The organism is Arthrobacter sp. NPDC080082 (assembly GCF_040686595.1).
Taxonomy (GTDB): Bacteria; Actinomycetota; Actinomycetes; order Actinomycetales; family Micrococcaceae; genus Arthrobacter.
Genome location: NZ_JBFBKQ010000007.1, coordinates 1 through 19,122, shown reverse-complemented (window position 1 = coordinate 19,122; position 19,122 = coordinate 1). Strand labels below are relative to the sequence as shown.

The 19,122-nt window shown below is 64.2% G+C and carries 15 protein-coding genes; 9 read left to right on the top strand and 6 right to left on the bottom strand.

All coding sequences use genetic code 11. From position 1 onward, the window contains the following. Window positions 1-59 precede the first annotated feature (59 nt). Window positions 60-227, bottom strand: coding sequence for a hypothetical protein (locus AB0O44_RS14370; protein ID WP_364138526.1), 168 nt, complete (start codon window positions 225-227; stop codon window positions 60-62). Between the two features lie 230 nt (window positions 228-457). Between AB0O44_RS14370 and AB0O44_RS14365 the strand changes: the two genes are divergently transcribed. The 3 genes from AB0O44_RS14365 to AB0O44_RS14355 are packed head-to-tail and all read left to right on the top strand — an operon-like array spanning window position 458 to window position 5,183. Further along, window positions 458-1,090, top strand: coding sequence for a hypothetical protein (locus AB0O44_RS14365; RefSeq protein WP_364138523.1), 633 nt, complete (start codon window positions 458-460; stop codon window positions 1,088-1,090). Next, complete coding sequence (locus tag AB0O44_RS14360) at window positions 1,087-2,760, top strand: Eco57I restriction-modification methylase domain-containing protein (protein ID WP_364138520.1); 1,674 nt, start codon at window positions 1,087-1,089, stop codon at window positions 2,758-2,760. The genes AB0O44_RS14365 and AB0O44_RS14360 overlap by 4 nt, the downstream gene beginning before the upstream one ends. Next, entirely contained in the window at window positions 2,757-5,183 is a 2,427-nt protein-coding gene (locus AB0O44_RS14355) for a hypothetical protein (protein WP_364138517.1), read from the top strand. The genes AB0O44_RS14360 and AB0O44_RS14355 overlap by 4 nt, the downstream gene beginning before the upstream one ends. A 454-nt stretch (window positions 5,184-5,637) precedes the next feature. Here the strand turns inward: AB0O44_RS14355 and AB0O44_RS14350 are convergent, their stop codons facing one another. After that, complete coding sequence (locus tag AB0O44_RS14350; RefSeq protein WP_364138514.1) at window positions 5,638-6,885, bottom strand: competence protein CoiA family protein; 1,248 nt, start codon at window positions 6,883-6,885, stop codon at window positions 5,638-5,640. Window positions 6,886-7,146: 261 nt separating this feature from the next. Here AB0O44_RS14350 and AB0O44_RS14345 point away from each other — a divergent pair, with 261 nt between their 5' ends. Next, window positions 7,147-9,678, top strand: a complete 2,532-nt coding sequence (locus AB0O44_RS14345; RefSeq protein WP_364138511.1) for a DUF4268 domain-containing protein — start codon at window positions 7,147-7,149, stop codon at window positions 9,676-9,678. 52 nt (window positions 9,679-9,730) lie between these two features. On the opposite strand, the gene AB0O44_RS14340 is transcribed toward AB0O44_RS14345, so the two are convergent. The 3 genes from AB0O44_RS14340 to AB0O44_RS14330 all read right to left on the bottom strand — a co-directional run bounded on the left by AB0O44_RS14340 (window position 9,731) and on the right by AB0O44_RS14330 (window position 12,043). Next, window positions 9,731-10,996, bottom strand: coding sequence for an NAD(P)/FAD-dependent oxidoreductase (locus tag AB0O44_RS14340; RefSeq protein ID WP_364138508.1), 1,266 nt, complete (start codon window positions 10,994-10,996; stop codon window positions 9,731-9,733). A gap of 2 nt (window positions 10,997-10,998) precedes the next feature. Continuing rightward, window positions 10,999-11,379 (bottom strand): TfoX/Sxy family protein, encoded by a 381-nt coding sequence (locus tag AB0O44_RS14335; protein WP_364138505.1) that lies wholly within the window; start codon window positions 11,377-11,379, stop codon window positions 10,999-11,001. Window positions 11,380-11,590: 211 nt separating this feature from the next. Continuing rightward, window positions 11,591-12,043 carry a DUF4383 domain-containing protein gene (locus AB0O44_RS14330; RefSeq protein ID WP_364138502.1) on the bottom strand — a complete coding sequence of 151 codons (453 nt, stop codon included), beginning with the start codon at window positions 12,041-12,043 and terminating at the stop codon, window positions 11,591-11,593. A gap of 186 nt (window positions 12,044-12,229) precedes the next feature. On the opposite strand from AB0O44_RS14330, the gene AB0O44_RS14325 reads away from it, so the two are divergent. The 4 genes from AB0O44_RS14325 (at window position 12,230) to AB0O44_RS14310 (ending at window position 16,134) form a co-directional block, all read left to right on the top strand. Then, the gene (locus AB0O44_RS14325; RefSeq protein ID WP_364138499.1) at window positions 12,230-12,718 is read left to right on the top strand and encodes an SRPBCC family protein; all 489 of its coding nucleotides are present in this window, start codon (window positions 12,230-12,232) and stop codon (window positions 12,716-12,718) included. A 20-nt stretch (window positions 12,719-12,738) separates the two neighbouring features. Next, a complete protein-coding gene (locus tag AB0O44_RS14320; protein ID WP_364138496.1) occupies window positions 12,739-13,968 on the top strand; it encodes an acyltransferase in 1,230 nt (409 codons plus the stop codon). Between the two features lie 208 nt (window positions 13,969-14,176). After that, window positions 14,177-14,380: a cold-shock protein gene (locus AB0O44_RS14315; protein WP_208747914.1), complete on the top strand. Its 204-nt coding sequence runs from the start codon at window positions 14,177-14,179 to the stop codon at window positions 14,378-14,380. Window positions 14,381-14,523: 143 nt separating this feature from the next. After that, on the top strand, window positions 14,524-16,134 hold the full coding sequence (locus AB0O44_RS14310; protein WP_364138493.1) for an alkaline phosphatase D family protein: 1,611 nt from the start codon (window positions 14,524-14,526) through the stop codon (window positions 16,132-16,134). A 107-nt stretch (window positions 16,135-16,241) separates the two neighbouring features. Here AB0O44_RS14310 and AB0O44_RS14305 read toward each other — a convergent pair whose 3' ends face one another. Next, complete coding sequence (locus AB0O44_RS14305; RefSeq protein ID WP_364138490.1) at window positions 16,242-17,135, bottom strand: glucose 1-dehydrogenase; 894 nt, start codon at window positions 17,133-17,135, stop codon at window positions 16,242-16,244. A 317-nt stretch (window positions 17,136-17,452) separates the two neighbouring features. Here AB0O44_RS14305 and AB0O44_RS14300 point away from each other — a divergent pair, with 317 nt between their 5' ends. Continuing rightward, entirely contained in the window at window positions 17,453-18,679 is a 1,227-nt protein-coding gene (locus AB0O44_RS14300) for a TerC family protein (RefSeq protein WP_364138487.1), read from the top strand. Window positions 18,680-19,122: the final 443 nt, after the last annotated feature.

The window sequence follows — 19,122 nt, the reverse complement described above, 5'->3', positions numbered from 1 at the left end:
GAGCGAGAGGTGCGGGGGGGGGCTAGGTCTGCAACGTCGCTGCTGACGTGATTCCACATTCAGAAACCGTTTTCGAATCGCGACTGGTGGAAATCTAAGTGCTGATGAGCGCAGACCATTTCCGTTCCCCATTCGGCCAGCCCCTGAACGGCATTCGTCGGCAGGCCGAGCGCCGCCAGGAGCTGGCTGCCGGCTTTGGAGGTTTGTCGGCCCGCGAGGAAGTTCATGCACAACTCAGGATCGGACAAGACCGGGCGCCCTCCCCAGCACGTTCGTGGCCAAGCCCACGAGCCCGGGCATGAATGCCAGAAAGACCCGCGCAGCGACTCGGCGAGCGAAACTGGTCCAGAAGGGTATGAGTTGCCAGCTGGAACCTGATGAGCGGACACTCCGCGATATGATCGGGGCGGCGTTGTTGCCATGCGGGACCTTAGGGAAAACTACAGTTGGGGGAGCGATGACGATCACGGATACGCGACGCCACGCGCCCCGTGGGGAGGCAAATATCGAGGTGCGCCATATCAAGTCGCGTGAGCGCAAGCGTGACTTAGGCGAGGTTTACACGCAGGCTCGCGAGGTCGATGCGATGCTAGCACTTATCCCCGACGCCTTCCGCAGCATCGACACCAGATTCCTCGAGCCGGCTGCGGGAAACGGCAACTTTGTCGTTGCGATCTTGGAGCGCAAGATTGCCCTCCTCGACGAGGCAATCCACGGCGGTACGGCTAATTGGTACGAGTTCGCCTTGCTGCGCTGCCTCGCCTCCACATACGGCGTCGATATCAACGAGGAGAACGTCCTTGAGGCCCGTGAACGAGTGACGGCCGTGATCGATTCGGCGCATGTTTTCAGCGGCAGGCCCGCGACTGCGGGATTCTCAACTGCGGTGGAAACGATCCTGCGGACAAATCTCGTTGTTGGAGACTCCTTGAACGCCGCAGAAGCGATTGTCTTCGTCGAATACACGCCACTTGACGGTGAACACTTCGCGCGTCAGGCCTCTCACCTGGAAGATCCGAAGATGGACCTCTTCTATGAGCCGCCAGCGTTGATGTCAACCGTCCACTATTCCGAGCTGGGGACGGTTTGACCGCGGTAACGGAGTCGACGCACCCGACCCACGTGCCGGATGTCTTAGAGACGATCGCGCAGCTTCCCAACGACGACGTCTACACGCCTCCTAAGATCGTCGACGCGATGCTGGATCTTCTCCCGGAGCAAGTCTGGGCGAAGCCTGATTACAAATGGCTGGACCCGGCAACGAAGTCGGGCATCTATTTGCGGGAGGTCTACAGGCGCCTGATGGCGGGTCTCGCCGACTGGGAGCCGGACGGGACAAAGCGCCGCAAGCACATCCTGCGGAACATGCTGTACGGCGCAGCGACAACGCAGATCAACGGCGAGATCGCCCGACGCACCTTGTACCAGACGAAAAATGCGACCGGCCGCGAAATCGAGGACGATTCGCTTCGCCAACTCGTTGTGCGCTTTCACGGCCCAAACGGAAACGTCCCGTTCGTCGCAACCGAGCACACGCTGGACCGAAAGGGTGAGTTCTGCACCATCTGCCGTGCCCCAGCAAAACTCATCCGCGAACGGCGCGAAGAGTTCGCCTACTCGTTTATCCACGGCACCTACCCCACAGAGGAGCTAGCCGCCATGCAGTTCGACGTTATCGTCGGGAACCCGCCGTACCAGATCGGCATGGACGACGGGAAGGGTAACCGCACCGCAAACATCACTCCGCTCTACAATCTCTTCGTCGAGAAGGCCATTGCGATGAGCCCGCGGTACATCGTTATGATCACACCGTCGAGGTGGTTCGCCGGTGGCAAAGGACTCGGTGCTTACAGAGATCTGATGATCGCCGACCGGCGGCTGCGGGTGATAGTCGACAACCCTAAGCTCTACGACGTCTTTCCCCAGGCTGAGATTAAGGGCGGCGTTTCGTACTTCCTTTGGGATCGCGACTACAGCGGCGACTGCGAGTTCTCCACCCGCATTGACGGCGCAGTCCGGGACACGGTAAAGCGGGACCTTCGTCAAGGCAAGGGTGTCGTTCTGCGCGACAATTTCGCGGCCGGTATTGTGGGAAGAGTCTCCGGAGACCCCATTTCAGAGCGGACCCTGGCCGACGTGGTATCGACCACGGACCCCTTTGGACAATCGATCAAGACCAACTTCAAAGGCGCCCGGGCTGCCCCATTTGAAGGGTCAACCCCGCTCATCTTCAATAACAAGGTCGGCTACATCCGACGTGGGCAGCTCGAACGGAACGACGGCTGGGTCGACCGCTGGAAAGTTCTCGTCCCTATGGCAGGCGATGGGCACGGTCGAGAGGTCTCATTCGTCATCGGCGAGCCCCTCGCGCTAGCGCCGGGCTCTGCCTGCACGCAGAGCTACCTCGTTGCGGGTACATTCGACACCCGTGAAGAGACCGAGAACTACGCGTGGTTTCTGACAACCAAGTTCTGCAGATTCCTCGTACTGCAGCGAAAGATATCGCAGCATCTCACGCCTAGCCGGTTTGCGTTTGTTCCTGCGATGGACTGGACCCGCCGCTGGACGGACGCCGACCTCTACAAGCACTTCAAGCTGAGCGAGGAGGAGGTCGACTACATCGAGCGCGTGATCGCGCCCCGTGAACCGATACTTTCTCTCGACTCGCCGGTCCCCGCGACACACCTCCCCGGCGGCCGCAAGTATCGCGCCAGCGACGACCCTACCGAGTCGGATGATGAGGACGACGAGGACGAGTGAACAACTATATCTACGCATACACGCACGTCGGTCACGCCAAGCCGTGGACGCGGTCTACGGGGCAGTGCGGCGACTACTGGATCAAAATTGGTCAGACGCAACACGCAGGCATCGAGCGCGTACGCCAGCAGGTTGGCACGGCTTTCCCCGGTCTTGCGGGCGTCTCGATCCTTTTCCACTCGCAGCCTGCAACACGGCCGGACGGCACAAAGTTCAGCGACCATGACGTCCATCGCGTCCTGACCGGCGTCGGGGTCGCGGGTGCGGGCGGGGAGTGGTTTGAAGCGACTCCCGACGAGGCGCGGGGCGCCGTCGTCGCTTTGCAGCGCGGCGTCCCGTTTAATCCGACGCGGACTAAGTCGTTCGAGATGCGTCGGGAGCAGCGCAACGCGGTCGAGCAGACTGCGGCCTTCTTCCGCGCCCACCCGAGTGGCAGCCCGAAGTTCCTCTGGAACGCGAAGATGCGCTTCGGGAAGACCTTCACCGCCTACAAGCTCGCGAACGCAATGGGCTGGACAAAGCTGCTCATCCTTACCTATAAACCAGCCGTGCGTAGTGCTTGGCGTGATGACCTGCTCAGCCATGTTGACTTCGTCGACTGGCAGTACATCGACCGGGATACCCCACTCAGGGACGCCGATGCCCTCTTAGACAACGGGCGGCCGACCGTGTGGTTCGCCTCCTTCCAAGACGTCATCGGCCGTGACGCGCAGGGCAAGCCGAAACCGCGGAACGAGACGCTGCACATCATCGACTGGGACTGCATTGTCATTGACGAGTTCCACTTCGGCGCCTCGACGGCGGCCGCCCGAGAGGTCTATGACCCTCAGGACAAGGCCGAAGCCGCCATCGCCCAGATGTTCCAGAAGGCTACGGACGAGTCGAACGAGAATGACGCCGACGTTGTCATAGAGCCCGACTTCGGGCTCACAACGAAGCACCACCTGCACTTGTCCGGAACTCCGTTCAAAGCGATCACCAACGGCGACTACGACGACTCAGAGGTCTACAACTGGACCTACATCGACGAACAGCGGGCCAAGCGCGACTGGGACCCGGCCAATGGTCCCAACCAGTACGACGAGCTGCCGCAGATGAAGATGTACACCTACGCAATGGGCGTCCCGGCCGGCGAATGGTCCCAGGACGGCGAGTTCGACGGCTTCGACCTGAACACCTACTTCAAAGCGAAGAAGGTCGGCGACGGCTACACCTTCGAGAAGCCCGACTACGTCGCCTCGTTCCTCGACCTTGTCCGAGGCAAGAAAGCACTGCCAGAGCGGCTCCGCGATGACCAAGTGGCAGCGCCGTTCCCCTACGAAGCCGCCGAATTCAAGGAAGCCGTCAGGCACTCGGTCTGGTATTTGAACGACGTCGCCGCATGCGAGGCAATGGCCGCATTGCTGGGGTCCGACCCGTTCTTCGCGTCCTACGAAATCTACGTCGCCGCAGGGACGAAAGCGAAAATCGGCGCCGCCGCGCTGGATCCTCTGCAGAAGGCGATCCGGCGCGCGGAGACGACAGGCAAGTCCGGATCGATCACGCTGTCCTGCGGCAAGCTCATGACCGGTGTCACCGTCCCGGAATGGTCTTCGATTTTCATGCTCCGTTCGCTCAAAGCGCCAGAGTCCTACTTCCAGGCTGCCTTTCGCGTCCAGTCGCCGTGGAAGCAAGACGGGGTTATAAAAAAGAAGACCGCATACATCTTCGAGTTCGACCCCAACCGAGCGCTAAGCCTCGTCGCGCTCTACGGCACCGAGCTAGCGAATAACTCGTCTGACCGGCAGGCAACGCAGCGTAGCGTGCTCGGCGAGCTGATCAACTTCCTGCCGATCTTCGCCATCGACGGCGGCCACATGGAATCCCTCAGCGTTGACGCGATCCTAGACTGGGCGCACGGCGGCATGAGCGCGAACTCCCTCGCGCGCCGGTGGAAGTCGGTAGACCTCTACAACCTCAACGGGGTGACGATGGGACGGCTCTTGGCCGACGAGGAGCTCTTGGCCGAACTCGCGCAGATCGAGGATTTCCGCACCATCCGTGAGGATGCCCAGAAAATCGTCACTAACTCCGAAAAACTCAAAGGCATCAAGCGAGCTGGCGGCGGTGAGGACAAGCAGCGCCCGGCCAAGAAGGAGATCGCCCAGAAGCGCAGGAGCATCCGGGAGAAGCTCAAGAAAGTCAGCGCAAGGGTGCTCATCTTCATGTATTTGACAGACGTCCGCGAAGAGCGACTCGCGCATGTGGTCGAGTCCCTCGACACCGAGCTGTTTCTCCGCTCGACGGGCCTCAGCTTGCCGAGTTACCGCAAGCTCACTGAGCTGGGCGTCATTGACGTAGGTAACATGACGGACGCGATTCAGAAGTTCCGCTACTTCGAAAAGCAGAGCATCGAAGGGATGGTCCGCGGCGAACTCGGTTAAGCGGCCATTCTGCACGCTTCGCATATGGGTTTTGCCCCAGGAAGGCGTCGTAACGACGATCGACGAGGCGGTGGAGCAAGGTGCCATGGAGTCATTTGACAGAGTTGCGACCGAATTCCTCTAAAACTCATCGATCGCATCCCAGGAGGGCAATAGCAAGTTGCAGCGTGGGATGACGAGAGCCGTAACTGCATCCATCCAAACGGACTCCTGCGACACCAGGGACATCAACTGTGGGCGTCTGGATTGGTGGCCGTCAACCACAGCCACCCTTCCGGTGGAGGGCGCCCGTGGGCGGCGACCTCTTTTCCAGCGCGCGTTGGTGTCTCATAGCTCGGGTGTCCCGGCCCTCGGGGTGGCAATTCCCAAAGGATTAGAGAGCCCGGGGCGGATTGGGAGAGAGAACCAGCGGCCTAAGGGGGTTACAGCCTTTTCGGATTACCTGCTCCAGCGTTCAGTTCCTTCGGAGCAGTGGAGCGCAGATGACGGACCAGTGTTCTGCATTGATCTGCGCGACGAAAACTTGACCCATGAGCGCGCTGCAATTTGGGCACACGAACGCGCTGTAGGGCTCTCCTCTACCCTGACTGTTTCGCAGCTCGATTCTGGCCTTTGTCACGGTCGCACCAGACTGTGTAATCCATGTGTTCACCGCCTGATGGACGTCTGGGTGGTTTTCGTATCGCGTTGGTCCGACCTTGCTTTTTACGCTGACGGGCCCCGCCGAGGAATACTGCTCACCCGCGCGGCTGCTGGCTGCCTCCCAGACCATCATCTGTCGGCTGCATTTCCAGCAGTCAGTCAAGGTCGCCCAGACAAAGGGCCCGGATTCGGTATGGACGGTGTGGGGTTCGAATGCTTTGTCGGGGGCGATACTACCGAGGTTCGTCTTCTCAACGGCTACCTTGGACCTCGCGATACGTTCAGCTTCGGCCAGCTGCTCCTCGACGCGTCGGCGCTGTTCGGCCTCCCAGTCCTCCTGCTGTTTCTTCGGGGTCCCTGATCTCCAGCGTGGGCCGTTACTCAACAGGTCCCTAATGAAGTCGCCCAAGCCATCGTGTTCCACAGGCAAGTTGTGCTTTGTATCTAGATCAAGGAGCTGCGCGGGAGTGTCGGGGACTTCTGAGGTCTTGCCGAAGCCGGTGACCACCACGGGCAGCTGGATGTGACTGAATTCGAGGGCCCGGGGTACCAACCAGACCGGGAAGACGTTGCTGTCGAAGTACCTTTGAGTTCGGCGGAAGTAGTCCGCCGGCGTCTGCGAAGAGAGCTGTACTTCGAAGGCGACGCGGTGGAGCATGTCGTCGGACTCTGCCAGGATGTCGATAATCCACTCGCGGGAGGGATGGGGGTACTCGATGACGGCATGCCATCCTGGTGTCCCTGAGATCCCCTGGGCTATGGCTTCTTTCATGGCAAGGTGCTGAGGTGATTCTCCGCCGTGGTCAGCGGCGCAGTCGGTTAGTCGGTGGTGAGCGAAAAACCTCGTGGCCTGTCCGCGGGTCTTCGCGACTGCCCGGATATTGCACACAGGCATCAAGAGCCGCTTCCGGTCTCTTGATGCCTGAAGCGCTGCCCACGATTCCGCGTCATGCGTCGTGGCGTCGACCCGCTCGCCGTCTAACATCGCAATCAGCGGCACCTGTACCCCCGTGACAGTTTCCTTCGGCGTCTCACTAAGCCGTTCAATGGACAGATTCAATCACACGAACCTTCCGGCCTAGTGCATAGGCGCATTCCATTGTTCGATGGCCGGAGTGTGATCGAGTTTGTCGAGATTCTGGGCGCCGGGTTCTGGAAGCCTCGATTTTCCAGCGCATGTAGGGCTTCTACGGCTCTCTGCCCGTCTCGGGCGAATTTTCAGGCCTCGAGCTCGTCTGCCACACGGGGAACTCCAGACTCGCGGTTACCCTGTAACGGTGGCAGGCGGTCCCATCACCGCTGAGATCCAGAGGAGGCATGAGTGGTTCGGGCGGAGAACGGGACGCTTGCGGGTGTTCTAGAAGGCAAGAAGCAGTACCAGATTCCGCTCTATCAACGCGTTTACTCCTGGGGGAAGAAGCAGCTCGACCAACTGTGGACGGACGTCGTCGAGCTGGAGCGCGCCATTGGAGACGACCCGAAGGCTTCTCACTTCATTGGCTCCCTCGTGCTGGCGAGCAGTCCTGATTTTGGCGCCATCGGCGTCAACAAGTTCCTCGTCGTCGACGGTCAGCAGCGCCTGACCACGCTTACGCTCCTTCTGGCTGCGCTCCGTGATCACCTGGTCGAAGCGGGGCATTCCGAACGCGCCAACGGAATCGACGCGCAGTACCTGATCAATGTCTTCGACAGCGGAAAGCCGCTCAAGGTCATGCCGACCCAGACAGATCGGCCTGCCTATATGGCGGTACTCAATCGTGCGCCACAAGCTGGCGGCGAGGATGCAGTCGGCGCTGCGTACCGGTTCTTCCGCTCCAAAATTGCCGCGGCCGGTGACCCGGACGATCCACGAAACCTGGAGCTGCTCGAAGCCGCTGTCGTGCGTGGTCTGGCGCTTGTCGTTGTTACGGCCGAGCCCTCCGACAACGCGCACCGCATCTTTGAATCGCTGAACAACACTGGCCTCCGCCTGACGCAGAGCGACCTGCTCAAGAACTATTTGTTCATGCGGCTCGGTGATCGGGCAGACACGGTCTACGAGAACATTTGGCTCCCATTGGAGAGGACGCTTGATGCTGAGAATCTCGAGCTGTTGTTCTGGCTCGACCTCGCTCAGCGCGACGAGCGGGCGAAGCAGTCGGATACCTACGTCGGACAACAGCGTCGACTCGAGAGTCTAGGGAACGTCTACGAGCTAGAAACGGAGGTGATCCGTATCGCCAAGCTGGGTGACGTGCTGGCAACGATTCTCAAGCCGGCGGGGGAGAAGCACCCTGAGATCCGCCGTCGCCTCACCAGGATCAAAGCTTGGGGCTCGACCACCGCGTACCCGGTGGTGATGCAGATCCTCGCCCGACGTGCTGCCGGCACCGCGGCTGACGATGAAGTTGTGCGCGCGCTGACGTATCTGGAATCCTACTTCGTGCGGCGCATTGTTATCGGGCGCGCCACCGCGAACTTGAACCGAACGCTACTCCAGGCGGTAAGCGCCATCAGCGACGCAGACCACATCGACGTCGCGCTGCGCGAATACCTGTCCCGAGGCCGCAAACACTTCGCGACCGACATGGAGGTTCGCGAGGCTGCCAAGACGATCGCGTTTTACTGGCAGGGCCGCGGAGCGCAAAAGAAGCTCATCCTGCAGTGGCTCGAACAGGCGTTCCGCCCGAAAGAGATCGTCGACGTCGACCCTAGGCACCTGACAATTGAGCATGTGTTGCCGCAAACGATGACGGCTTCCGTGCGCAAGACGTTCGCCGCGGGTTTCAGCGCAGAAGCGGACATTGACTACGAACACGAGCGCGTCGTTCATACGCTCGGAAACTTGACTCTGAGTGGCTACAACAGTGAGCTCAGCAACAAACCGTTCGAAGAGAAGCGCGAGATGCTGGCTAAGAGCGGCCTGTCGATGAACCTAGCAATCGCGGCGCACGCCACTTGGGGCGTCGACGAGATCAACACCCGTAGCGCTGAACTAGCGGAGAAGATCATAGAGCTGTGGCCGGGACCGGACGAGAGTATCGTCGCGGTCCGCGACGAGCCGTCAGCGCTGCGCAGCCAAATAGCTGCGATCGTCGCCGAGATTCCAGCAGGGCGCTGGACTACGTACGGCGACGTCGCGCTCGTGGCCGGCACATGGGCCCAGCCGCTGGCTGCGATTATCGCGAACTACCCGATGGCCAACGCATGGCGAGTCTTGCAGAGCGGCGGTACGATCTCACCTGGTTTCCGCTGGACCAAGCCAGGCTGCAACGATGACCCACGCCTCGTGCTTGAGGCAGAGGGGCTCCAGTTCGATGCACACGGCCAGGCGGATCCTGAGCAGTTCATTGGTGCAGAAGAACTCGCGGAAGCCGCCGGCCTGGACGTCGACGACGACGCTATCGCCGCACGCCGCAAGAAACCCAAGGGTGACATTGGGAGCGGAATCCGAACGTCAGTAAGAGACGCCCAGCTCGCGTTCTTCGAGCGGGTACGAGACTACGGCTTGGCGAATGCGACCCATATCAGTACCTGGCGCAAGCCCGCCCCGCTGAATTGGTACGACGCCGGCATCGGAGACTCGCGTGCCGTGGTCTCCCTTCAGGCCAACTCGCAGAAGAAGCTCGTCACAACGATTTTTTGGATCAACCATGACAAAGACCTCTACCAGAGGTTGTTGTCCCAGCGCGCTGCCATCGAAGCAGACCTCGGTTTCGCCCTCGAGTGGGACGACAAGCCGGACCGCAAGGCGTCCAAACTGGTTATCAGCCGTACTGGCGATTTCCAGGACGAGGCTCAGTCGCAAGAACTCGTCGAGTGGCTAGTGACTACGGGAGACAGGCTGGCGGGGGTCTTGTCGAAATACCTATGACGGTTGCGCCCCCAAGAGAACATCCGCTTGGGATCACCGATTGCACGCCCCGTCACCGCCCCGCGATGTGCCCCGCCACGAACTCCGCGTCGTCGCCCACCACGGACAGCGTGGCGGACAGGTGCTTCGTGAGCCAGGGCAGGCCCACGGCGTAGAGGCCCGGGACCGCGGTGACGCCGCGGCTGTGGCGCGGGTAGTTCCACTCGTCGAGCACCGGCACATCGAGGAACCCGAAGTCCAGGCCGTAGCCGGTGCACCAGATGACCGAGGTGACGCCCTCGGCCTCCAGGTCCAGCCGCGTCCCGGAGTCCGCAGGCAGCCAGTCGTCCGCCGGCATGGGCTCGGCGGGCGGGGCGTCGATGCCTGCCGCGGCGATGTAGGCGTCGACCATCCGTCCCAGCCTCTCGCGGAACCCCGTCTCCACCAGGGCGAGGCGTGCGGGGAGGTCGTCGCTGAAGACGAGGCCGTCGTCGTCCGTTCCCTCAAACCGACCATGCAGGCGGACGCCCCGGCGGCCAAGGCCGCGGAGGTGGATGCTGTGGCCGCCGCCGTTTCCGGAGATCAGTGGGTTGCACATAAAACGCGCGGCCGGTGAGGGCAGCTGGTCCGCCTGGAGGCCGTTGATGCCGAACGCGGGGCCATGCAGGTTGAGCTGCAGGATCCAGTAGAAGACATCCTGGCCGCGGTACCGCCGCGGAGCCTCGGGGCAGGTAGAGACGGACAGGTGGACCTCCCGGCCGGCGTCGAGCAGGTCCTCGGTGATCTGGCCGACGGACTGCCCGGTGCCCACCACCAGCACGGCGCCGTCGGGAAGCTGCTGCGCGTTGCGGTAGTCGTGGCTGTGCAGCTGGCGGACGCGCCGGGGGAGTGTGGCGGCCGACGCCGGGATCCGCGGACGCTGGAAGGCTCCGTTCGCGAGGACCACGTTCCGTGCGAGCCAGCCGCCCTGATTGGTCTCGACCGTGAAGCGGCCGTCCACGACGCCGACCCGGGTCACCTCCGTGCCGAGCCGGACCGGCGCCTTGATCCGCGCGGCGTAGTCACGGAACAGCTCGATCACCTCGTCCCGCGGGAGGAAGGCATCCGGGTCGGGATCGTCGTAGCTCAGCTCCGGCAGCAGGAACGCAAAGTTCGGGGTGTTCAGGTAGAACGAATCCCAGCGGTCCTGCCAGGCGCCGCCCAGCGCGTCGCGCCGTTCCAGCAGTTGATGGTCGACGCCGTGCCGGCCCAGCCAGTAGCTGGTCGCCAGGCCGGCCTGCCCCGCGCCGATGACCAGGGTGTCGACCTCCTGGACTGGGCCTGCGCCGGGGGAGGACATGACTACTTCTTCGAAACCCTGGGAGCCTTGGGCGCCTTGGGCGGCAGCCCGGCCACATGCTCGAACGACTTTTCCACCCAAGCCCTGGCGCGCGCCTCGGCGTCGTCGCCCTCGCCGCTCCAAGTCTCCGGCAACCCGGTCCAGCCGCCCATGGGGCGCTCGGCAGGTCCGAACGGGACGGTCGGCTCGGTGCGTTCGAGCGTCGTTTTGTCCGTCTCGGACAGCTTCACCCCGATGGTGGGGCCGAACAGGCCGGCGAACATGTTGCCATTCACGAACGCCCCCAGATTCCCGAACATCGGCTTGATGACCACCTCCGGGAGATCCGGCACCAGCGAGCGGAACCGGGCCTTGTCGGCGTCGGATGCTTTCGGCATTTCCATGGGTACCTCCGGGACGCTGCGGGCCACGAGCGGGCTTTCCTGCAGGATATGCCCGCGGCTGTGCGGGGGATAGGCTCCCCGCTGGGCTAGCCCCGCCCAGCCAAGGTGGTGGCGTCCATAGAAAGGCGTCGGGACGCCGCCGGACAGGCTCGCAACGACGAACGCGCCCACCGGAAGCCGGTGGGCGCGTTCGATGGAACTCTGCGGTTTGTTAGGCGCGGGCCTTGGCACGGCCCTTGGTGAGGATGACCGCCAGTGCGATCATGGCGGCACCGAGCACCAGGTGCAGGATGTTGTCCAGGCTGTTCAGCGGCACGAAGTCACCGGCCGAATCTTCCGGAACTACCAGGCCGTACACGAACAGGACCAGGTAGATGATGCCGCCGTAGAGCAGGAAGGAACGGGCGCCGGTGGCGGTGCGGGCCAGCAGCAGGCCGGCGGCGCCGAAGAGCAGGTGGACGATGTTATGCAGGGCCGAGACCTGGAACAGGCCCAGCAGCATGGCCTCGGAGTGGTGGCCGGCGAACTGCAGGGAGTCGTAGTTGCTGGTGATGCCCGGGACGAAGCCCAGGATGCCGACCAGCAGGAATACGGCGCCGACGGCGAGGCTTGCCTTCTGGACGGTGGTACGGGCAGTGGTGCGGGAGTGGGTTGGGGTTGCCATGCGGGGCTCCTTGGGTTCGGACTTGCGGTGGCGGCCCCGCCGGGGTGTGGCCGGACCGTTGCTTATGCCAACTATTCGGAGAACACCTGGCCGTGGATTGCCCGGGGTGCTTGGGCTTTCTGCCGAGGGCGGGGGAGTCCGCCGGGGCCCGCGGAGATGATCGCAAGCGTCTGCAAGGATGGAGCCATGACTCAGAACACCCGCCAGCACCAGGAATCCGTCACGGTCAACGCCTCCGCCGAGGCGCTGTACGACCTCGTCTCCGACGTCACCCGCACCGGCGAATGGAGCCCCGTCTGCAAAACCTGCTGGTGGGACAACGAGGACAGCGCCGGCGACGTCGGCGCCTGGTTCACCGGACGCAACGAGGTTCCGGGGCGGACGTGGGAAACGCGGTCGCAGGTGATAGCTGCCGACCGCGGCAGGGAGTTCGCCTGGGTGGTGGGTGGCAAGTACGTCCGCTGGGGCTTCACGATGACCCCGGCCGAGTCCGGCACCATCCTGACCGAGTCGTGGGAATTCCTGCCGGAGGGGATCGCCATGTTCAAGGAGAAATTCGGCGACAAGGCCGACGCCCAGATCGCCGACCGCACCCGGCAGGCGCTGGACGGCATCCCGAAAACCCTCGCCGCCATCAAGCAGATCGCAGAATGCGTTCCCGCCGCCCAAATGTAACGGACTGGTAACATGGATCGATGCCAAACCAGCACGGATCCACCCGAGTCACGCAACTGGACGGCCTCCGCGGGCTGGCCGCCCTGGTGGTGGTCGCCTGCCACGCGCTCTCCACGCTCCCGTGGGTCGGCCGCGTCGTCTCGAACGACCGGTCTACCCGGCTCACCAGCTCCGAGATGTGGGCAGTGTTCTCCCCGCTCCACGTCCTCTGGAACGGCACCCCCGCGGTGCACGTCTTCTTCGTGCTCTCCGGCTTCGTCCTGATCCTGCCGTTCACCAAGTCACTTCCCGGCAGGAGCTGGGCGCCGTACTATGCCAAACGGCTGCTGCGGCTCTACCTTCCGGCGTGGGCGGCGCTGGCGCTCGCCGTCGTCCTGATGCTGCTGATCCCGCGCACCCCGTCGCCGCTGCAGAGCCCGTGGGCGGACATGTACGTCACCACCCCGGACCCGGGCCAGGTCTTCCGTGACGCCCTGCTGCTGCTCAACGCCAGCACCATCAACACCCCGCTTTGGACGCTCCGCTGGGAGGTGGCGTTCTCGCTGCTGCTGCCGCTCTACGTCTTCCTCGCCCTGCGCTGGCGCCGGTTCTGGCACCTCAAGCTGGCCATCGCCCTGGGCCTGGCGGTCATCGGCGGCGTCTTCCACATAGAAGCCCTGATCTACATGCCGATCTTCGCCATTGGCTCCATCCTTGGCGCCGAACGGGAACGGATCCGCGAGCTGACCAGCGCCTGGCCGCGGGTGATCTGGCTGTTGCTGGCCGCCGTCGGGCTCTACCTGGCCAACGCCGAGTGGATCAGCCCCGAACCGCCCATCTCCGGCATCGAAGCCGTCATCACGGTGGGCGCCACCCTGATCGTGCTAGTGTTCCTGCTCTCCGGCTCGGCCAAGAAGCTGGGCGACACCGCCCTCGCCCAGTGGCTGGGCCGCGTCTCCTTCAGCCTCTACCTGGTGCACCTGCCGATCATCCTGGCCGCCGCCACGCTGTTGCGCGGCGTCTCGCTCCCGCTGGGGCTCGTCCTGGGCGTGGCGGCGTCATTCGGCGTCGCCGAGCTGTTCTTCCGCTACGTCGAAGGCCCCGCGCACCGGCTCTCGGTCGCCGCGGGCCGCGCCGTCGAGCGGCGGATCACCAAGGGCAACCGCGCGGCGGCGGTCGCCGCAACCGAGCCCGCTGCCGTGACGTCGAACCCCCGGCCGGGGACGGCGCCGTCGGCCGCGGACACCCGGCAGACCCAGCCCCAGTCCTAGCCGCCCGGCGTTGGCACTTCGCGTCATGTGGTAAATGGCGGCCTGTAACTCCTGTAGTGTTGAACTTGTTGTTGTGTTTGCAGTTCGTAGTTCAGGCAGTACGCGCGGTCGAAAGTCCGTGTTCTTCTGAAGCAGCGGTTTTGAGCACCCCACACCGGAAGGCCCGAAAGTCGGGATTTTCCTTCCACCTTCACGAAGGACATAAATAATGGCTACTGGTACCGTCAAATGGTTTAACGCTGAAAAGGGCTTCGGCTTCATTTCCCCCGATGACTCCTCGCAGGACGTTTTCGCGCACTACTCCGCGATCAACTCCTCCGGCTTCCGTTCCCTCGAAGAGAACCAGAAGGTCTCCTTTGACGTCGAGCAGGGCCCCAAGGGCCCGCAGGCAACCAACATCCAGGGCCTCTAATTCCTTAGAGTTCCGGGACCGTTAGGGTTCGAGCAGGGCCCGTCTCCGGACGGGCCCTGCTTTTTTGTGCCCTGAGGAGGCCACCCGCGCCCCGTTCACGCCGGCGCCACCAGCGGTTCATCCGGACCGGCAACGGTGGAGGCATGACTGAATTCAGCCGCCGCATTGTCCTCAAGGGTGCCCTGGCCGCCGCCGGTGCCGCCGCCGTCGTCCCCGGAGCCGCCACCGCCGCCAGCGCGTCCGGCGTCGCCCTGGTCCGCAACCGCCTGACCCTGCCCTCCGGCATCTCCACCGGCGACGTCACCACCGGCTCCGGCGTCCTCTGGTCCCGCGCGTCCGGCCCCGGCACCCTGGTGGCGGAGCTGCTGGCGGTCGACGACGGCGGGTCCCCGCTGCGAGGCGGCCGCGCCTTCCGCCGCGTGCTGCGGGGGAGTGCCGCCACCGAAGCCACCGACTTCACCGCCCGGATCGACGCCAGCCACCTCCCCGCAGGCACCCGCTTCGCCGTCAGCATGCACTTCGAGGACCCTGACGGCCTCGCCGGCGATACCGCGCAGGGCTCCTTCAGCACCGCGGCGGACACCGGGCTGCTGGCCAGCGGCCGGGAAGCCCGCGGCCAGAGCTTCGTCTGGACCGGCGACACCGCCGGCCAGGGCTGGGGCATCAACGAGGAGATCGGTGGGATGCGCGGCTACGCGGCCATGCACGCCACCCGCCCGGACTTCTTCATCCACTCCGGCGACACCATCTACGCGGACGGGCCCATCAGCGCCCAGGTCACCGAACCCGACGGGCAGATCTGGCGCAACCTGGTCACCGAGGAGGTCTCCAAGGTGGCCGAGACGCTCAACGACTTCCGCGGCCGGCACCGCTACAACCTGATGGACAAGAACATCCGCGCCCTCTACGCCGAGGTACCCGTCATCGCCCAGTGGGACGACCACGAGACGCACAACAACTGGTACCCCGGCCAGGTCCTCACCGACATCCGCTACACCGAACGCCGCGTGGACGTCCTCGCCGCCCGTGGCCGGCAGGCCTGGCAGGAATACCAGCCGATCGCCGGTGTGAGCGCCGGCGGCACCGGGTTCGAACCCGAACGGATCTACCGCAAGATCTCCCGCGGCCCGCAGCTGGACATCTTCTGCCTGGACATGCGCAGCTTCAAGGACCCGAACACCGACGGCAAGGAAACGCACCTGACCCACATCCTGGGCCAGGAGCAGACTGACTGGCTGATCCGCGAGGTCAGCCGCTCCAAGGCCACCTGGAAGGTGATCGCCAACGACCTGCCGCTGGGCCTGGTGGTCCCGGACGGGCCGGTGAACGAGGAATCGCTGTCCAACCACGACGACGGCGCCCCGCTGGGCAAGGAGCTCGAGCTCGCCGCGGTGCTCTCCGCGTTCAAGCGCAACCGGGTTAAAAACGTGGTCTTCCTGACCGCCGACGTGCACTACTGCGCCGCGCATCACTACTCGCCGGACCGGGCCGCGTTCACCGACTTCGACCCGTTCTGGGAGTTCGTGGCCGGCCCGATCAACGCCGGCAGCTTCGGGCCCAATGCCCTGGACGGTACCTTCGGCCCGAAGGTGGAGTTCTTCAAGGCCGGCGCCTACGCCAACGAGTCCCCGCGCAGCGGCACCAGCCAGTTCTTCGGCCACGTGGACCTGGGCGCGGACGACGTTTTCACCGTCAGTCTCCGCGACGCCAACGGCACCGTGGTCTGGAGCAAGTCCCTCCCGCCGCAGCGCTAACCCCGTCGGGTGCCTGGGAGCCGCCGTCGTGCGCTGATCCCCAGAACGCCAGTGGGCCCCACCCGGAGAATCCCGGGAGGGGCCCACTGGCGTTTGGCGCTGGGACGTTACGGCGTCGGCATGCCGCCGTTGACGTTCAGCGTCTCGCCGATCACGTAGCTGGACTCGGGGGAGGCCAGGAATACGTAGGCCGGGGCGAGCTCGGCCGGCTGGCCGGCGCGGCCCAGCGGGGTCTCCTTGCCGAACTCAGGCAGGTCCTCGGTGAGCTGGCCGCCGCTTGGCTGCAGCGGGGTCCAGATGGGGCCCGGGGCCACGGCGTTGACACGGATGCCCTTGGGCGCCAGCTGCTGGGCCAGGCCCTTGGTGAAGTTGTTGATCGCGGCCTTGGTGGAGGCGTAATCCACCAGCGTCTCCGAGGGGCTGTACGCCTGGATGGAGGTGGAGTTGATGATGGTCGCGCCGGCCGGCAGGTGCGGCAGCGCCTCCTTGGTCAGCCAGAACATCGCGTACACGTTGGTCTTGTACGTGTGGTCGAACTCGACGTCGGTGATGTCGCCCAGGGCCTTCTGCGCCATCTGCTTGCCGGCGTTGTTGACCAGGATGTCCAGGCCGCCGAGCTCGCGGACGGCCGTCTCGACCAGCTCGCGGCAGACGGCCGAATCCTTCAGGTCGCCGGGGACCTTGACCGCCTTGCGGCCGGCCTTCTCGATTAGGTCGGCGATCCGGGCGGCGTCTTCTTCCTCCTCCGGGAGGTAGGACATGACGACGTCGGCCCCCTCGCGGGCGAAGGCGATGGCCGTGGCGGCGCCGATCCCCGAGTCCGCGCCGGTGATGAGTGCCTTGCGCCCCTCCAGCCGGCCGGTGCCGCGGTAGGTCTCCTCGCCGAGGTCGGCCTTGGGGGCCATCTTCGCGTCCAGGCCGGGTTCCGGCTGGCTCTGCTCCGGCGGCTCAATCTGGTCATACGCCGTGACGGGGTTCCTGAACGTGTACTGGTCAGTCATAGTTCTCCTCCGATAGGTGCGTGCGGCCCGGCCATCAGGCGGCCCGGGCTCGGGCGGCGGGTGGATCCCACGGCATGCTAAGCATGCTTATCAATCACCCTAGTTCGATGGCGGGGAGCGCGCAACGCGGGCGGTGCCGATGCCGATCCCACCGTTGTCTGAAACCCGGGGAGTGTGCTTCAATTTTTGGACGGAGGGGAGTATCCCCCACATGTTCCGTCGTCAGTACGGCCGCCCCTGAGCGGCCCGGCGGGCAGGTCTTCGGGCCGGGAGAGACCTCCAGTTGGTAGTGACTGACTGGAAGCGGGTGCTCTTCGATGAATGTTCCTTTGTGGGCCTGGTTGGCCGTCCTTGGCGTGATCGTCCTGATGCTGGCGGTGGATCTGTTCGCCCACCGCAAGGCGCACGTGATCGGCGTCCGCGAAGCGTCGCTGTGGTCCGCCGTCTGGGTCGCGTTCGGCGTCGGCTTCGGCGTATTGGTGTGGCAGCTGTTCGGGGCCGAGTTCGGCCAGCAGTACTTCGCCGGCTATCTGATCGAGAAATCCCTCGCCGTGGACAACGTTTTCATCTGGGCGATCATCTTCACGTACTTCGCGGTACCCCGCGAGTTCCAGCACCGGGTGCTGTTCCTCGGTGTGGTGGGCGCCCTGGTGTTCCGTGGCATCTTCATCGCGGCCGGCTCGGCCATCATTGCCAGCGCCGGGTGGGTGCTCTACCTGTTCGCGGCGTTCCTGCTCTACACCGGCTACACAATGATCCGGCAGCGAAACCAGCACCCGGAGCCGGAGAAGTCGCGGACGCTCGCACTCTTCCGCCGGTTCGTTCCCATGACCGACAAATTCCACGGGCAAAGGTTCCTGGTCCGGAAGAGCGGTGTGGTGCTGGCCACCCCGCTCCTGGCAGTCCTGGCCCTGGTGGAGGTCACCGACATCATCTTCGCCGTCGATTCCATCCCCGCGATTTTCGCCGTCACCGACGAGGTGTTCCTGGTCTTCACCGCCAACGCCTTCGCGATCCTGGGCCTGCGCGCCATGTACTTCCTGCTCGCCGACCTGATCCACCGGTTCATCTACCTGAAGATCGGCCTGGCGCTGGTGCTGGTGTGGGTGGGCATCAAGATGCTCCTTAAGATCGACATCTACTACATCCCCACACCGCTCTCCCTGGGCGTCATCGCCACCATCCTGGCCGTCTCCATCGGTGCGAGCCTCTGGGCCACCCGCGGCCAGGAGCGCAAGGCCCCCGACGGGCCGGCCGTCGCCCCCTTCGGGACGGCCACGGACGCGGACCTGGCGGAACTGGAACCGCTGTGGCGACGCGGACGCGGCGGAAGCGGGAGGACTCGAACGACGACGGCGCCGCCGGGCGCGACGGGCGAGTCGGGGACCGGGGCCAGGGGCGACGAGAGAACGGGTTTCGCGGAGGGCGCCGGCAAGGGTGCCGCGGAGGACGCCGGCCCGGGTCTCCCGGGCGACGCGGGAACGGGTGCCCCGGGCGACGGGGGTACGGGTACCCCGGAGGGCGCCGAGGCCACGCCGCGGTGACGCAGCTCATACCGGTCGCGTAGCCTCAGGCGGGCTGTCAGGGCACCCCCCCGAACCCTTCAGTTCCCCGGAATCCCGGGGGACTGGAGGGCAAGGGGCCCCGCCGGGGTGCGATTTGTGTGGTCCGGTGTTCGTGTGTAAAGTTATTCGAGTCGCCGCCGCTGAAGCGGAAAGATAGCGACCGACCCCCTTGTTGAACAGCCTGGAAAATGGTGCGGAATTGTGCGCCGGTTTTTCGGGTGGGGACCCTTTCCATTGCGTGGGATTCGGCGAATATGCCGGTTTGCATTGCGGTTGGTGATCGGGTAAGTTTGAAAAGTTGCTCCGGAGCGAGTCATGATCCTGAATGGGTTGTGGTGGTGCCGGGTGTGTCTGTTGTTTGAGAACTCAATAGTGTGCCAAGTTTGTTGATACCGATTGTTTTATTGATTGGTTGAAATTGC

What these genes read in the sequence shown, in the direction of transcription:
- AB0O44_RS14370 (WP_364138526.1), bottom strand. Translation starts at nt 227, where the DNA reads ATGAACTTCCTCGCGGGCCGACAAACCTCCAAAGCCGGCAGCCAGCTC.
- AB0O44_RS14365 (WP_364138523.1), top strand. Translation starts at nt 458, where the DNA reads ATGACGATCACGGATACGCGACGCCACGCGCCCCGTGGGGAGGCAAAT.
- AB0O44_RS14340 (WP_364138508.1), bottom strand. Translation starts at nt 10,996, where the DNA reads ATGTCCTCCCCCGGCGCAGGCCCAGTCCAGGAGGTCGACACCCTGGTC.
- AB0O44_RS14335 (WP_364138505.1), bottom strand. Translation starts at nt 11,379, where the DNA reads ATGGAAATGCCGAAAGCATCCGACGCCGACAAGGCCCGGTTCCGCTCG.
- AB0O44_RS14330 (WP_364138502.1), bottom strand. Translation starts at nt 12,043, where the DNA reads ATGGCAACCCCAACCCACTCCCGCACCACTGCCCGTACCACCGTCCAG.
- AB0O44_RS14325 (WP_364138499.1), top strand. Translation starts at nt 12,230, where the DNA reads ATGACTCAGAACACCCGCCAGCACCAGGAATCCGTCACGGTCAACGCC.
- AB0O44_RS14320 (WP_364138496.1), top strand. Translation starts at nt 12,739, where the DNA reads ATGCCAAACCAGCACGGATCCACCCGAGTCACGCAACTGGACGGCCTC.
- AB0O44_RS14315 (WP_208747914.1), top strand. Translation starts at nt 14,177, where the DNA reads ATGGCTACTGGTACCGTCAAATGGTTTAACGCTGAAAAGGGCTTCGGC.
- AB0O44_RS14310 (WP_364138493.1), top strand. Translation starts at nt 14,524, where the DNA reads ATGACTGAATTCAGCCGCCGCATTGTCCTCAAGGGTGCCCTGGCCGCC.
- AB0O44_RS14305 (WP_364138490.1), bottom strand. Translation starts at nt 17,135, where the DNA reads ATGACTGACCAGTACACGTTCAGGAACCCCGTCACGGCGTATGACCAG.
- AB0O44_RS14300 (WP_364138487.1), top strand. Translation starts at nt 17,453, where the DNA reads ATGAATGTTCCTTTGTGGGCCTGGTTGGCCGTCCTTGGCGTGATCGTC.